Raw genomic sequence first — 14,869 nt, 5'->3', positions numbered from 1 at the left:
GCAGGGCTGACAAAGAAGTCAATAGCAGCTAATTTACCTGCGTAAACAGCAGCACCAGGCACGCCATAGCGACTACTATTAGGTTGGCCGGCGTACGTAAACCAGCCTGCTACCATAACCGCACGGGTGGAGTTAAATCCACGCGTAACACTGGCAGCCAGAGTAGGGGTAGTGCGCGGAGGAGCAGCTAATACTGCAATACGAAGACCATCACTATCACTAGCACGTTCGGCTTCAGTAATAAGAGCCTGTTGAACACCTACGTTAGTAGTGCCCACTAGGAGAATATGCACAGGTTGGTTCTCTAGAGTACGGATGATGCTGACATAGTCATCATTAGTTACAGGAGGCCCGTCGTATCCATTCTCTAGTGTTACATCCACCAACACATCAGGACCATAGAAGTCCACGTGGGTAGGGTTCTCAACATCAGTCTCACTCTCGTCAGGCGGCGCTAGTCTCAGCGGTGACTGACGTACTAGAGCGGCGTCGTAATTAATCGAGTCGATGGCCTTAGGTAAGAAGAAGCCTCGGATGAACTTCGAATCGAGGAGTGCATTTAATTCACCTGATTCATTTGTATCCTCCAGTTTAACAGTGTAAACTTCATCAGCGAGAGGCGGGTTGAAGGCACTACCATTTAGGTCTTGTACAGTAAGGCGAAACTCGCTATTACTCACAGGATAGATAGTAACCGTAACTTGATTACCCCAGTTACCCTCACTGACTGCCTGGAGGCGCAGGAGAGGGGTACCATTGAAGGTATAGAAATCACGGAATGCACTACGAGGACCATCCAATCCACCCTGGAATGAAGTGAAATGAGTAGCGGGATTCGGAATAGTAGTGACTAATGCGGGACTAGTGGTAAAGCCTCTATTAGCAGTGTTATCGTCTGCCGTTACGTAGAACGAGAAGCGATTGCTGATAGAACCAGTGAGAGCGGGTTCTAATTGAATGACTACTCCGTTGTCCTGAACATTACGAGTAATCTCACCAAAGGGCTCCATACCTGCAGAGGCACTAATCAGGCTAGTGACGATCTGGTTAGGTAGGTCGCCGTTAGAGATGGGCACAGAGACTACATACTTGTTAACTCTAATACTCCAGCTATTACCCTCTACTATATTGAGGGCTGTACCGGCTACAGTGCCGAAACGAACTCTGATGTTATTACTAGTTAGTGGGATGAGAATGTTACTAGAATTATCTACACCAGCAGCGATATTAACATCAATATCCGTAGTGACAGCCGCCCAGTTAAGTGGATTCTGACCCAGTGGTACAAATTGCCATTTAATAGTAGCTACACCAGCAGCGACATCATCAACGCGAAGGAAATATCGACCACTGGTAGAACCAGTATACGGGCCCGTCGCGGCTACTGTCTCTTTACTATTGACTACAGGCGCTACGGCAGTATTAGTGAGCATAGGCCACACTATATCAGCAGGTGCATCCTCGCGAGCAATAACCTCTCCCACGAAATTGGTGTGGATATTGAGAGTGTTATTAACTCCCGCTACACCAGAGAATGTGAGGGACGCAGAAGCAGGGCGGCCCCGACCAGTAACTCGTACTAGGGCAATGTTAGCATCATCTGGATTAGTGAATTGATCATATACAGCCTGGTACTGTAATGAACCTGGACTAGTGTCGGAGCCATAGCGATACGCAAAGTCCGAGAAGTTACCAATGTAGGTCAGGAGGTTAGCCGGCCCCCGATTAAATCGATCTATGATAGCAATCCGATTTAATACGTTCGGCCGCGGCAAGGCTAAACCTACATTAGTATCTTGAAATTCTATAAAGGGGGCGCGAGCCATTTATCTATATATCCGTAGGGACTTAATAGTCTTATCAGTTATTAGATAGACTCAAGTAGGATCTAGTATGGTAAATCTCTCTAAGGGTTGTCTTAATCTATCACGCCAGCCCTTGCTGACGTAGCTATCTAGAGCTATTAGTAGACTACCCTGATGAAAGTAGACATTACCATTGTCCTCCCACTTACTAGTTGAGTAATTACTACTCAGTACCTGTATATTATCGCCTGGTAGCGCTACGCTGTGTTCATTATCGTATAATGCAAGGCGCGTTAGCTCCATGTAGTTACTGATAATAGCTAGTGGAGGACTAATAGCCAGCCTAGCAGTAGATACTATGGGTTCTTGTAGGCGTGGCTCTAAATTATCAGTTATAAGTACAGGACACTCCTCTATATCGAGATCATCGAAGCTAACCTCTTGCATAGAGAATCGTATTATGAAGTTAAAGCAGACCTGTTCATAGCCCCCCATTCCTCCCATAGTATGGGGTTTATATACACTACTAACTTCATAACCCATAGAGCTATGAGGTGTGCTAGTCTCTGCTTCATTATTAGGGAATATAGAACAAACGAGGCCCGACTGTGTAGCTAGTCCCGCTGCCTGTCTCCAGTACTCTATATTCACTGCGGCTCCAGTGACAGGGTGCTTTACTAGTGGGTAGTAAAGTAGAGGGTGATTAGATAAATATGTGAATAGACGGCGGCTTATGTCGTATAGTGAGTTCTCTATCCTGAGATCTGTCATTTTAGTCTCCTGAGACGGTCAAATACATCCTGGAGGCGCGGGCTCATATCTCCTGTAGTTACTCTAACTACCTTACCGCCCCTCTTATTAGGGTCTAGTATGGTGGCCCTATTCTCATTCAAGTTATCTTGCTTCTTAGCCATTATGATTAGAGAGCGGGGGTTCGTTGTATAGGCTGATCTATTGGCTACCTCATCCCCTACTCCTACCTCGAGTTTGCTAGGGAAGCCATCATCTCCTGCTAGTAGATCGATTATCTCCCTTATCTCAAGAGCTGACTCTCTGAAGGAGGTGAAGGTTATGCCTGGCACGCCATCTCTATCAATATGTATAGCGCCTAGTACCCCAGTATAAGGGCTTATAGAGTATGTAGCCTGTAGTAAAGTCTCTACTAGTGCCATAGGTGTTAAACCATTTACCTCTATGAGTAATGTATCGTCCGTATCTAAGAATGTATAACTCTCTTCCGTAGGCTGACTACTACTAATACGAAGTCGTACGGTTCCTTCTAAGGGGCCCGTAGTTCTGAAGTAAAACGTATTGAGCTCATAATCGGTAGTCGGTGTGGGCTCCATAGCCTTATAATTACCCTCCTTGACCTCGAGTATAAGAGAACGAGCCCCCCATTCCCCCATAGAACTAAAGTCGGGTTCCGTACTATGGAGTAGCCCTGGGATGTGATACTCACTAGAGGTACGGGCTGTTATAGCCATGGCAGGTGTTATAGTAACAACTTCCCACCGTGCGTTGAGAGGGGCTGGATTTAGACCTGCTACTAGCGCTCGGTAGAATAGGCCATTATATCTGACTACATTACCAATAGCGTATGTAGTGCCTGCGGTCCACTCGCCTATATAGTCTGGTAATATAGCGCTTAGTGCTATAGTATGGGCAGACATTATCACCAGCTCTTTACCAATAGTGGCATCGTGACGTCGTACTCCCAGACTCATACCTACCGTCTCGAACCATACAGAGGCCCTCGTGCGCTTAGGTAATTCATTCGGGAAATAACTTTTACTATCTATGTCCAGTTGTACGGAGCGGGGCCTCTTACTATTAGGGCCCACTAATAGGTTGGTGCAGTCTAGTGCGCCTAGCGTAGCATTATTAATAGCCATAGTGACACTAGATATGACGTCGTGAATAGTGTAGCCATTCACCATAGGCACTATAACTTCTACTGCACTAGAGTTACTTACTACGTATCCATCGGTGGGGCCCGTTTTATTAGACAAGTAGAGATATACATAGCTATAGTTATCGCTATCTATATGCAGTGTCTCTAACTGTCGTACTGGTGAGTTGGGCCGGCTCGTATCTAGGTTGATAGATGTGAAGTCAGTATAGGATAGTGAGTCTAGGTTGAGGTTAAGTGCAAAGTAGAAAGTACGTTCCTTATCAATATCTAGCTCTCGTGTCCCGTCTCCTGATACTAAACCATCCTTATAGAGAGTTATGATACGCTCTAGATCGGTTATAGCCGCCTTCTCTAGATTCTCCGCTAGTGTTATATTCCTAACATTAGCATCAATAGGAATGGAGGCTATTAGACGACTAGCAGTGAGAGTAGCTGCTATGGCCAGTAGACCCTCTTGGAATGGTCCGCTAGAATCACTGAGTATCTCGACTACTCGCTGGAATACTATGGGATACGTATCGCCGAATAGATATGTGTTATCCAGAGCGCGGGCTGCGCTCAGTATCAAGCCCATACGCGGATAGGCCTGTTGCAGCGCTACAGCCACTACCTCATCCTGCCGTCGTCTATAGGCTGATAATAGAACACTGTGAGAGACTACCATATCGAGGAATGCTTCGCGGTTAGTCTCTATATAGGTGCGGATGGGACCACTCTGGCCAAAACTGTTCAATGTAACCTCCGGTTACTCAAGGTTCATTAGGGCATCAATAGTACGCGCCTTACCGATGAAACGAATACCCTTTTCTACAGCTATATCCTTGATTTTGTCAGATGTCAGTTTTTCTAACTGGGCTCGTCTATCTAAATTAGCAGCATTAATGAGGGTAGGGCTGTTAACGGTGCTAACCTCAATCTCCTTTCCATCTGCTGTCAGGAAGACCGTAGTCTCGTCATCATCTTCATCGTAGATCTCAGGCTCTACGGGAGGCATACCAGACTCTCCTAACTCAGGAGCCTTTTCTTCAATAGGTACTAGAGGCTCTCCTGGTAAACCCACTGGGATATCATATACTTCATAACTGATGAGACTCTCTTCTTGAGTAGAGACGCCGTGGGTAACCTCGCCTTCAATGTAATCGTAGTTAGCGCCCTCGCGGTTTACTTCATCCATTAGTTCCTTATAGCCCTGTTGATACTCATCGAGATAGAAGTAATCTAGATGAATAGACTGCGGGCTAACTAGAAACTTGAGCTCCTCTTTCGCCTGTACATCATTAAGGTCGAAGTGAGGTCTATCTCCTGTGAAGTAAGCGCGACTTTTGCCCCCGAACTCATAGTCAAAGGGACTTAGAATGGTCAGTACTAATGTAGTCATATATTTGGAAAATGGATATCATATACAATTTAACACATTCCATAATATAAAACGCTAGGAGAAATCCTAGCGTTTTATATAAGCATCGCACTACTAGATTAAGCTTCTGTAGATAGTGCGGGAGATAGTGAGAGCATCAGATGGGCCTACAGTCACTTCAACTAGGTCAGTGGGATCAGCCCATTTAGTCAGGCGAGAGTCACCTGGTTTTCCGACCTTACGCATAGGAGCCTCATTCGCTAAGTAGATAGGATTGATGCGACCTAGTAATGCAGAGTCAGAACGAGTTAATACGCGCTGGATAGCTGGTTCGTTACCAGTCTGAGCAGACGCAGTAGTGCTGGGCATGTAATACTCAAACACAGAGACATGAGTACCAGACACAGCGTTGATGTTATTGATGTCAGCAACAACAGTACCCGCAGTGCCAGAGTTAGCGTTGCCAATGTTGGCGTAATGGAACGCAGTGCCGGGCTTAATTAAGAAGGATTTACCAGCAGTGTTATAGCGGGCTACAGCCTCGGCCTTAGTAAATACCTTACGGACTGCAGGGAACTCAGGTACCTGAGCGCTCAACTCGAGAAATGCAGTAGAGGTGATGTTCTCTAAGAGATTCTGGGATGCTGCATTGGTCTGGGGAATTACTTCCTTGAGAACTAGGCGCACGCCAGAAGGAACGAGAGGATAAGGAGCATAAGGACGGCTGGTACTCTTAGCTCGCTCTTCTTCGTAATTGTTGAAGGCTACAATATCAGCTGCGCTAGCCGATCCCTTGAATACGCGGTTACGCACATTATCGATACCACCAAGAGCAGCTACAGCAGCCTCGGCAGCGGGGCTGATGAATACCTCAGCGTAGGCCTCAAGGTTAGCATCGTAGTTAACGAAGTAATTGACGCCAGCGGCGACAGCAGCAGTTTTATCAGTAGGTTCTAAGTAACTGGGTACTGCGCTAATGACGAAGCGCTGTCCTTGTGCTACAAGAGAACCAAGAGCGCCAAAATCAAGAGATAAGCCATTAAGAGAAATAGGGATACCATCGAACTCGATGGTCCCACCAGTGAAGTTAATCGTGTCCTCGTTAGGAGAGGCCTGTACAGTTGCGGTGGGGGCGGTAGTTACCCCACCCAACACATACAGCGTATCGTAGATCGGCTTACGCGCTCCAGGGAGAGCCTGCCAAACGTTGTGGATAGACATAGTTTAAAGATATGTGGGGGGTGAGGAATTATAAACCAGGGAAGAATAGGTCTCCTTGGATACCTAGACGCTCATTGATTTGCTGTACGGTACAGGGAGTTACATGGCAGACGCGATAGGGGAACTTGAAGTAGGGAAGACCCGCATTACCCATCTGAACCGCGATACCAGGTGCTGCCGGAGGAGGAACATCAGTAACAGTACGAGTCCATAAGCCGGGGCTATCAATGCTGTTTTCACTAGAGCAATACTGAGTTCTACCCGGTGCTTCTACGTTACCATTGCTATCGCGGAAGCTGACAGCTACAATTTTGTTCTTAGGCCATACGCGCTTCTCAACGCCATCAACTGGGTCCTTGTAGATAGTATCTACTACGTGAACGTTGATTCCCGCAATAGAGAGGATCTCGCCGCGGGTACCTAATACTAGGCCCATGCCAGTTCCTAATCCACCAGGAGGGAGGGGGCCAAAGGACCCACCACTGCCGCTGGACTCAATTGTGCTGTCTCCAAACACTGCGCCGAGCCTAGGGATAATACCGCCTTGTGCGAGACGAGCTTCTTCAGACATGAGAATAACGTCACGCATCTCGGGACCCATATACATATCGGTGATATCCGATTTATTGGTATCCTTAAACCAACGGTTTAGTCGACGTGCAAAATTAGAGAGAGCAAACTGAGGATCAGTGATAGGAATGCCTGAACTGGGAGTACCGCCTGCGTTTAAATCAACGAGGTTACGGAATAAACGGGCCTCATTACGGCCACGGTAACCTTGGGTAGTGTTGAAGTTAAAGAAGTTACGCGCGGGGATGTAAGCGGGCGCCTTAACACGAACTCCAGAACGAGGATCAGTGTAATTGATGCCGCCGAGCATCATAGCAGCCTGGAACACGTTCCAGGTTAATTGATGCTTCTGCATTTGACGGGTGAGTTTCTTCTCAATCTGTTCAGCAGCAGTAGCGCGTTCATTAGTAGTACCCTCTCTCACAGTGTTATTGAGTTGGGCATAACTCATGTACATCGATTGACGGATAGGAAGGGGTTGGTAGGATTGGCGATACACTGTATAGCCATCGTCATCAACGAATAGGTCAGGTGCACCCCATTCAACCACAGGGAAAATAGTATCGACGCCTTCAATGACGTGTTCAGCAATGACAATGCGCTCAGCAATAGTCTCATCGGGGAATACAGTGCTGAGAGGGGTCGCAGGTAACTTAGCGAGAATAGAGCGGGCTAACTCAGTGTATACAGGCTCCCGAGGGAACGTAGTGTTGTCTACTAAGTAGGGGCTGCTGATAAGCGCTTGAAAGTTGGGGCTCGGAATATCTGCCATATTAGTGGGAAGTTAGTAAATTAGGACTAGACCTTGGATTTCTTAGCTGAATCCCAGTTCTTCTGGGCTAGCTCGCGGAGCTGGGCTTCTAGACCAGATGGGCGGGTGGCTGCGCTCTGGCCATACTGTTGTACTTCTACGGGTTTACTGATAACAGCAATATTTAATAGCTCCTCTAATTCATCGGTTACATCGCGCTCGCCGCCGCCAGCTTCTGTAGAGAGCTTGATAACACGAGAACCGCCGTGGAGTGCATCGACTAATAAACTGAAACGCTCAATTAACGCAGGGGGTACGCCTCTGCTTTGTAATCGCTTAGTACGGTTGGCCTTTTCCCTAACACTCACCTCAGTAGAATAAGCCTGAGCTACAGATTGGGTCATCGATAGCTTCTCCTCGATAGTCTCTAACTGTCTAGTGAGGGTAGCTATTACATCAGACTGAGCCTTAGTCATAGCTGCTAGCTTCTCTTCGTATGCCGCCTCTAGACTAAGGCGCATGTTATCAAGGGCATCTTTAGCCACCACTAGTGCGGGCTCCGTTGCCGGGACAGTATCGATCTCGGTCTCGGGAGTTTCCATAATAATCTCATCCGGCATAGTTGTTTGATTAGAAATTGTTTGTTCGGGTATAACTGCGCTTAATTTAAACACTGCTCCGGCTATTGTTTGTGGGCTCTGGCTAAGTGCCACTACCTTTTCTCTATGAGGAATGAATGGAGCATTAGTTAATGCAGTTCTAATTAATACAGTTCCTCGATTAACTCCTGTTTTCTTATCAGTGAAATTAGTCATGAATTCGCTTGAGCTGTATTCGTACTCTTCCCTGCTAACTGCATCATAGGCTTCTGGCTTAGGTGTGTAGTAACCTACCAGCATGTCGCCCTCAATGCGTAACTGCTCGAGGTCCCCACGCTTACGCTGACCATCAAGTGCTTCTGCAGTCTCTATGAATTCATCGTAGCTATTAACGTCGGAGCTCTCAGTAGGGTGGCCAAATGTAAGGTATGGCTCAAAGCCTAGTACATCATTCTCGAAGTTAGTGATGGCCTCTGTGAATTTCTCCATGGTGAAGGTTACTTCACCGTAGGTGTTGTGCTTCCAGGTGCCTATCTTGGCCTGCGGTACTCTTAGTTTACCCTTTAATAGCTCTATACTGGCGTCTCCTACGGCAGCTGAGCTGAATAGTCTGGGCCCGTTATGCTCTATGTTGGCTGGGCAAAAGTCATCAGTGCACTCCTTGGCCGCTTCAACCTCGATAAGCGTAGTCTCAACCAATGGGGCTTCGGCTGCGCTAGGTGGGGTCCCTGATATCTCGAAGGTAGGGTTATCTATACTTAAATTATCCTCTACAATAGAGGTATCAATAGTCTCGGGCATAAGCGTAATTGCTAGTGGCTTCATTAGCTTGTATTAATTGACATCACTAAAGGTAGGAAATATGCAATTAGAAAGATTATTGACTTTAGAGGCTCTAGAGCGACTTCTCGTTCGCCGTATTCGTAATGCGACTATTAAAGATACCTCTCTGGTATTCAACCTCGATGAGGGGTTGAGTACCAAGCCTTATAAAATAGATATAGCTTCCTTACTACAAGGTACGCTCGAGTCTACATATTATAATTACCTGGCCGGCCGCATGCTAACTGAGGGCTACACTTATACTGCAGTTGAGGGAGGTGAGATAGTAGAGTCACCTCGTGGTAATATTTATCAAATACATGGCACAGACTGTAGTTGCCCTCAGCGAGGTTACTGTAAACACCTTATACTGCGAGACTGGCACCTAACATACCGAGCGCGGCAGAACGATCTACGTCATCGCGTAAAGCCTAAATAGAACTAATGGCATCAGGTAATCCAGTAATAGAGCGGATGTGGTCCTTATCTCCATCTACTAGGAAGCCCATGTCGTGCATCTGCTTAATGGCATCTATTAGTGCTGCTAGATCAGTAGCCCTCCCTGGTAAACGAGTTATATAGCCCGTGTTGTTGGCCAGTGGGTATAGTGCGGGGTCGAAGTTTAACCTGATTAGGTTGCCTATGACCTGCTCAGTGAAGGCGTGTATCACTGTATCGAATATACTGTTGATCTTACCATCGAAGAGCTCTAGTTGAATCTCACTGGCCCGGCCTGTACCAAAGGTAGCCTCTCTATTTTGCATTAGTAGGTTAGGAATACCCATACCCATTAGCATATTGTTATCGCAGAGTGATATGGCTCTTTCGAATGAGTCGCTGAAGTTATTACCTGTAGTTAAGGCCCCCACCTGTACCGGCTGCTCCTTACTGAGCTGTGTTAATACTAAGCCAGAGTCGGTGCTTAGACGCCGAAGTGCGTCCTCTGCCTGCTCCGCTATAGTAGTGGTTATCTCTGTACCATCGGGGGCCTCCTCTACTACGCCCGTATTACCGGGTGGCACTATTACGTATATGAGAGGGGTACCATAGCGGTCTAGAGCTATGAGCATCATATCTCGGAAGGCCCGCTTAAAGATAGAGTAGTCTAGCACGCTAGTGAGGCAACTGGTACCCCAGGGATTATTACCCTTAGTGTTGTAGTTAATGAATAGCCGTTTGTGACTAGGGAGCCGTACATGACTACCTACCACGTCTACTCTCTTAGGGGGGTCTCCTATTCTATAGGGAGGCAGAGGCACCCAGTAGCCCGACTTGTATTGACTAGCTGTTACTGTATCACCATCTACTATACGGCCATTGTCGTTAGTGATGAGCATGACCTGTAGTGGGTGATAATTAACTATGTCATCTAATACCGTAGCCGGCATACTATCTCGCGTGCCGTGGGCGTATATCTGCTCGCTTAGACTGAAGCCATACGTCATAATAGACTTCACGCAATGAGATATCCATGTCTTGGCTCTATTGCGTAGTTGGTCATCTATGAAGTTCTTAATGCGTTTATCCCCGTGTTGATAGGGCCCGACCTTATTAAGCACGCTCAGTGCTATAGAGTCGAGGCCCTGCGCTATGATAGGCTCCGCCTGCGCTGCCTCATCCCAGGCACTCAGCTGCTGGTAGGTAGGCTTGCCTGCTCGTTTATAGCCACCATCCTCAGATAGATAGCTAGTGGCTAGGCCTAGGTGCTCCATAGCGTAGATAGTGCGCCGGCGTATTGCTGGCGTGGTGGTATTACGTACTTCCATATTCACCAGAATGAGGGTCTCTTAATATCAGATAGTGGGTTAGAGTTCATATTCTCTAAAGATTTAGTCATTTCTTCTAGGGATTGCTGTTGTTTCTTATTCTGATTCTGAATATAGTTGGACGCCGCTTGATAAGCGGCCTCCTGCATATATTCGTCTTGCTGAATGAACTCCTGCAATCCTATACCAGTGACGCTAGCTATTATAACCCACTTCTCTAGTTGATAGTACTTGGTATAGTTCTGCGCCACCTGAACTACATAGTTATGTTTAATAACGGGTAGATAGGGGTCAGGTGACGGCGATACTATAAACCTAGCACTAGGGAATATAGTGCCGGCAATTTGTAGCAGAGGGTCGGCTATACGCTGGAGCGCGGCATTCTTACAGAATAACTCAGTGTTTATTAGGTGGAAGTACGTTAGATGAATGTTTAGGTGGCTTGCTTCGATTTTGTAGTCGTAGCTCGCGTGGAAACACCCATAAGCTTTTTTGCCTCCGCTTGGGCCTTCTCGCGCCCTTTATCGTCAATGAGATATAAGGTACTGAATAGCTCCATGAAGTATTGTTGGTCCTCGACACACCAGTCGTCGGTGATACCATCGGGTTCGTAGTCGTAGGCATCGCTATCCAGGACCCGGCCATTGATGTTAACAATACAACGGATAGCTAGTACTTCTTCAGGTAATAGGCCGCACTCCTTATTATAATGCTTGATCATCTCGCGACGGTCGTGAACCAGGGGCGGCTTGAAGCTAACCTCGAATTGGCCCTTCGGTAATGTGATAGTGTGCATAACGTCTCTCCATGTATGTGCTATAAGATATCAGATAAGCTGATTGATATAATCCTATGAGGCCACTGCCCGCTAAAGTAGGCAGTTTTTCAGCTATAGCTCTATTTAATAGGTTTTGTACTCTACTGATGGATATCAATAGCTCACTATTCTCTAGTAATCGATTTAATGACAGTGCTCGTTGGAATGCTCTCTACCGTATTCCTGAGGATACGCGCAGTAGATTATTACAGGGCTATAATCCTCTAGAAGTATTAATGGACCCTAACTTTATACCGCCTGGTACCGATGCCTCTATGGAGATGGTGCTAGCTGATGCCTTCTATGATAGGGTAGTTGATACTAGTAGTAGTCGAGCTGCTATCTCGAGTCTGTGGGATAGTATGGAGGGCCCCGCTCGTCAGGAGTACTTCGAATACATGGCAGGTATGGGGGGTACAGCTACTCCTGCCCGTACCCAGACTGATGATATGCTTAATTGGATGGCCCAGCGAGATCAGCTCACTATGCGGTCTAACCTAGAGGGCATAGACGATGAACGCCGCCTACTACTAGAGAATCGCTCTAGCATGTTGGATCTACTATCTGATGATGGTTATAATGTACGGCCCGGCTTACTACCTATTGCCGCGCTAGTAGATACAGCAGAGAGAGAACTGCGTATAGACATCTATCAGTTCCAGAATGAGCGTGCTATAGATATGGTGGGTGAAGCTGTAGAGAGAATGGCTGGTAGTGGCCAGGGCGGCCGTGTGGTAGTTCGTATGGCTGCTCCATCTGAGACTGATGGAGACTCTCGTAAGAATTATGATATCCTGGGCCCCAACATTATGTTTTATAAGCGGCTGTCTTATCTACGGGACCGCTTCGGGAGTAATGTAGATATAGATATCCAATGGGCTGATAGACGTAATCACCCTAAGTTCTTCGTTAGTGATAGGGCCGCTCTTATAGGTACGATGAACGTGACGCGGCCACTAGGACAATCGCTAGAACAGGCGGGTTCTAATGTAGAGTTCACGCGGACTATACGCACTAACCTGACCTATAGCCAAATACAGGATGCCGATAGGGGTATACTGCCTGATAGTATGGCGCGGGCCGATAAGTTATACCTACAGGCTCGTGATGTTATGGATAGATTAGATGGTGGCGATAGAGTTCTATTCACGGGGCAGGATAGTATAGGTGGTGCTGGTGATGTTAATACTGCTCTACGCCGACATGTAGGTGAACTCATTAATAGGCCTACTATCGACGGTAAAACGGGCCGCCTCTATATGGTACTCAATCAGGTGTTCCTGCTCAAGCACGATAAGTCCTTGATGGCAAGTCAGCTTAAGGGAGAGATGGGAGAGAATCCTGAGCACGAGAGAACACTATCGGGTTACCAGGCATACATGCAAGCCAGAGAGCAGGAATACTCTAAGCTCCAGGCTAATGTATTAGATCTGGTTATAGAGGGTCGCGCTCGTATAGGAGTAGATGTACATACCTATCGAGAGGATGTGCAGGACCCTATGAGCCGCTTACTACTGAGCAACCAGAAACTAGCTGCTGAGTTATCTCAATCTAATTATGACGTGGCCCGCTGGATTAAGGAGAGCCGGGGTACTGATGTTAGTGATATGGCTAACGTGCTGAGCACGTATGGTTTCTATAGTGGAGATCTCGAAGGCCGTCAGCGTATGGCCCGACAATTATTAGCTATAGCTAGTGGTAATATAGAGCCGACCGCAGTACCGCGCAGCCACGTTAAGGCATACCTGGCAACCTACGAGAATGATGTCATAAATCAAGGGGCCGGGCCTGGCATGCAGAATATAAACAATCGTCAGGCCTTCGATATCCTAGGTGGTAGTCAGGGATCTAGTAACTATGGTCTTAATTCTTTGGCAGATAATGATGATCCCCTGAGTCGCCAACTCGTTAACCAGGAGATCAATATAATTTACGATAGGGTGGGGGGGACAAGCCCTCTCAGTCTTTCTGATGAGGAGCGTGATGAAGAGAATAGAGAATACGCTCGGGCCTTCTATAAATTACAGAGCTCCCTGGGAATACAACGAATAGGTGAGACTCCTTATATTGGTCGGGACCGTAGGTCTATGTATGGTAATAGGGTAGATAGAGGAGCCATACTGGACCTAATCAGCGAAATAGAGAGAGTTAATGCGGCTGTCGGCTCTGAGATTATAGGCGTACAGCGAGACTACGATGGTCTTAACCTAGAGGGCGCTACTCTAACACTCAATAAGGGCCTACCTACTCAGCGTGTATATAGATGGGGTGCCTATAAGAACGCTAGTGGACGGGGGCCCGCCGCCTTCATAGATATAAGCGGGGGTCGTCAGATAGAGTCAGCTGAGCTGTTCAATACTGGCACAATGCGTATGGAGCTGGCTATGGAACGTGATGGTCTTGGTGTGGGTCTAGATCCTCGTAGACGCCTACGCCTTAATCCACTGGATGTAGTAGTGGGCCTCATGAGCTCTATTGCGTTAGAGAGTGAGACTACTCGTTTAGTGCGGGCCCCACTTATGGAGTACCAGAGGTATTATAGCCCTGATAATATACGCGCCGCCCAGGCCGTACAGCGCGACCCCGGCGCTCAGTATCAGAGTGCCATGAACTTCTTCGAGAAGCTATTGGGTGTAAGTGGTCTTGACCTAACCACGGACGAGGGTACTAGTAGAGTACAGCAGGGCCTTAGTAACCTGACTTCCTTGTTCTACTCTAGTGACCCTGATCTAGATCGTATACGAGACCTAGCGAGTATATCTCGTATTGATAGCCGCCGTAGAGTGGCCTTCGAGGAACTATCTAACATATTTCTTACCTATGCGCGGTCTGTAGATGAGAGAGGCCTGCCCATAATAGACCTAGAGGCACACCGCAGAGGGGCCCTTAATCTTGCCGCTAATAAGCTATATGAGATTGTGGATCAGGGCCCTATGTTCGCTGATGTGTTATTCAAGTTTATCGAATCCCAGAATGATAGCCGTTATAAAACTGATGTGCGCGAGAGGTTAAAGGAGATACATGATAGTGCATTCGCCGCGTTCCTTACTCCTACACAGGCTCGTAATTATGGTTCTACACAAGCAAGTAATCGTTTACTGGCCTATGGCTTTGGTCAGGGTAGGCAGGCCGCTGGTATATCAATAGTTAATGCTGCACAACGCCGTAGTAAGGATAATGAGACTGCTTATAGTAATCTGAGTGCCTTAGCTGATACTGCTAGCCCACTGCCTATAGGTCAGGTCACTG

9 protein-coding genes are annotated in these 14,869 nt (G+C 47.2%); 1 reads left to right on the top strand and 8 read right to left on the bottom strand.

Going from position 1 to position 14,869, the window contains the following annotated elements:
* From IM507_RS20665 to IM507_RS20630, 8 genes are all read right to left on the bottom strand, one after another.
* Nucleotides 1–1,826, bottom strand: a 1,826-nt coding sequence (locus IM507_RS20665) for a hypothetical protein (RefSeq protein WP_287637660.1), incomplete at its 3' end; no start/stop codon positions are given.
* Between the two features lie 746 nt (nucleotides 1,827–2,572).
* On the bottom strand, nucleotides 2,573–4,381 hold the full coding sequence (locus tag IM507_RS20660; RefSeq protein WP_287637658.1) for a hypothetical protein: 1,809 nt from the start codon (nucleotides 4,379–4,381) through the stop codon (nucleotides 2,573–2,575).
* A gap of 81 nt (nucleotides 4,382–4,462) precedes the next feature.
* Nucleotides 4,463–5,095: a hypothetical protein gene (locus IM507_RS20655; protein ID WP_287637657.1), complete on the bottom strand. Its 633-nt coding sequence runs from the start codon at nucleotides 5,093–5,095 to the stop codon at nucleotides 4,463–4,465.
* Between the two features lie 93 nt (nucleotides 5,096–5,188).
* Nucleotides 5,189–6,295: a hypothetical protein gene (locus tag IM507_RS20650; protein ID WP_287637655.1), complete on the bottom strand. Its 1,107-nt coding sequence runs from the start codon at nucleotides 6,293–6,295 to the stop codon at nucleotides 5,189–5,191.
* A 28-nt stretch (nucleotides 6,296–6,323) separates the two neighbouring features.
* Nucleotides 6,324–7,637 carry a major capsid protein gene (locus IM507_RS20645; RefSeq protein WP_287637654.1) on the bottom strand — a complete coding sequence of 438 codons (1,314 nt, stop codon included), beginning with the start codon at nucleotides 7,635–7,637 and terminating at the stop codon, nucleotides 6,324–6,326.
* 26 nt (nucleotides 7,638–7,663) lie between these two features.
* Nucleotides 7,664–9,016 carry a hypothetical protein gene (locus tag IM507_RS20640; RefSeq protein WP_287637652.1) on the bottom strand — a complete coding sequence of 451 codons (1,353 nt, stop codon included), beginning with the start codon at nucleotides 9,014–9,016 and terminating at the stop codon, nucleotides 7,664–7,666.
* A gap of 452 nt (nucleotides 9,017–9,468) precedes the next feature.
* On the bottom strand, nucleotides 9,469–10,803 hold the full coding sequence (locus IM507_RS20635; protein ID WP_287637650.1) for a phage portal protein family protein: 1,335 nt from the start codon (nucleotides 10,801–10,803) through the stop codon (nucleotides 9,469–9,471).
* A gap of 433 nt (nucleotides 10,804–11,236) precedes the next feature.
* A complete protein-coding gene (locus tag IM507_RS20630) occupies nucleotides 11,237–11,599 on the bottom strand; it encodes a hypothetical protein (protein ID WP_287637649.1) in 363 nt (120 codons plus the stop codon).
* Between the two features lie 1,133 nt (nucleotides 11,600–12,732).
* Between IM507_RS20630 and IM507_RS20625 the strand changes: the two genes are divergently transcribed.
* The coding region (locus IM507_RS20625) for a hypothetical protein (RefSeq protein WP_287637647.1) at nucleotides 12,733–14,869 on the top strand (2,137 nt) is incomplete at its 3' end.

It is taken from the genome of Microcystis sp. M20BS1 (assembly GCF_020245305.1).
In the GTDB taxonomy this organism is placed as follows: Bacteria; Cyanobacteriota; Cyanobacteriia; order Cyanobacteriales; family Microcystaceae; genus Microcystis; species Microcystis ichthyoblabe_A.
This window is presented reverse-complemented; position numbering and strand designations above follow the sequence as displayed.

Bases quoted from the DNA above. Each gene is read 5' to 3' on its own strand.
- IM507_RS20660 (WP_287637658.1), bottom strand. From the start codon at position 4,381: ATGGTAGTCTCTCACAGTGTTCTATTATCAGCCTATAGACGACGGCAG.
- IM507_RS20655 (WP_287637657.1), bottom strand. From the start codon at position 5,095: ATGACTACATTAGTACTGACCATTCTAAGTCCCTTTGACTATGAGTTC.
- IM507_RS20650 (WP_287637655.1), bottom strand. From the start codon at position 6,295: ATGTCTATCCACAACGTTTGGCAGGCTCTCCCTGGAGCGCGTAAGCCG.
- IM507_RS20645 (WP_287637654.1), bottom strand. From the start codon at position 7,637: ATGGCAGATATTCCGAGCCCCAACTTTCAAGCGCTTATCAGCAGCCCC.
- IM507_RS20640 (WP_287637652.1), bottom strand. From the start codon at position 9,016: ATGCCCGAGACTATTGATACCTCTATTGTAGAGGATAATTTAAGTATA.
- IM507_RS20635 (WP_287637650.1), bottom strand. From the start codon at position 10,803: ATGGAAGTACGTAATACCACCACGCCAGCAATACGCCGGCGCACTATC.
- IM507_RS20630 (WP_287637649.1), bottom strand. From the start codon at position 11,599: ATGCACACTATCACATTACCGAAGGGCCAATTCGAGGTTAGCTTCAAG.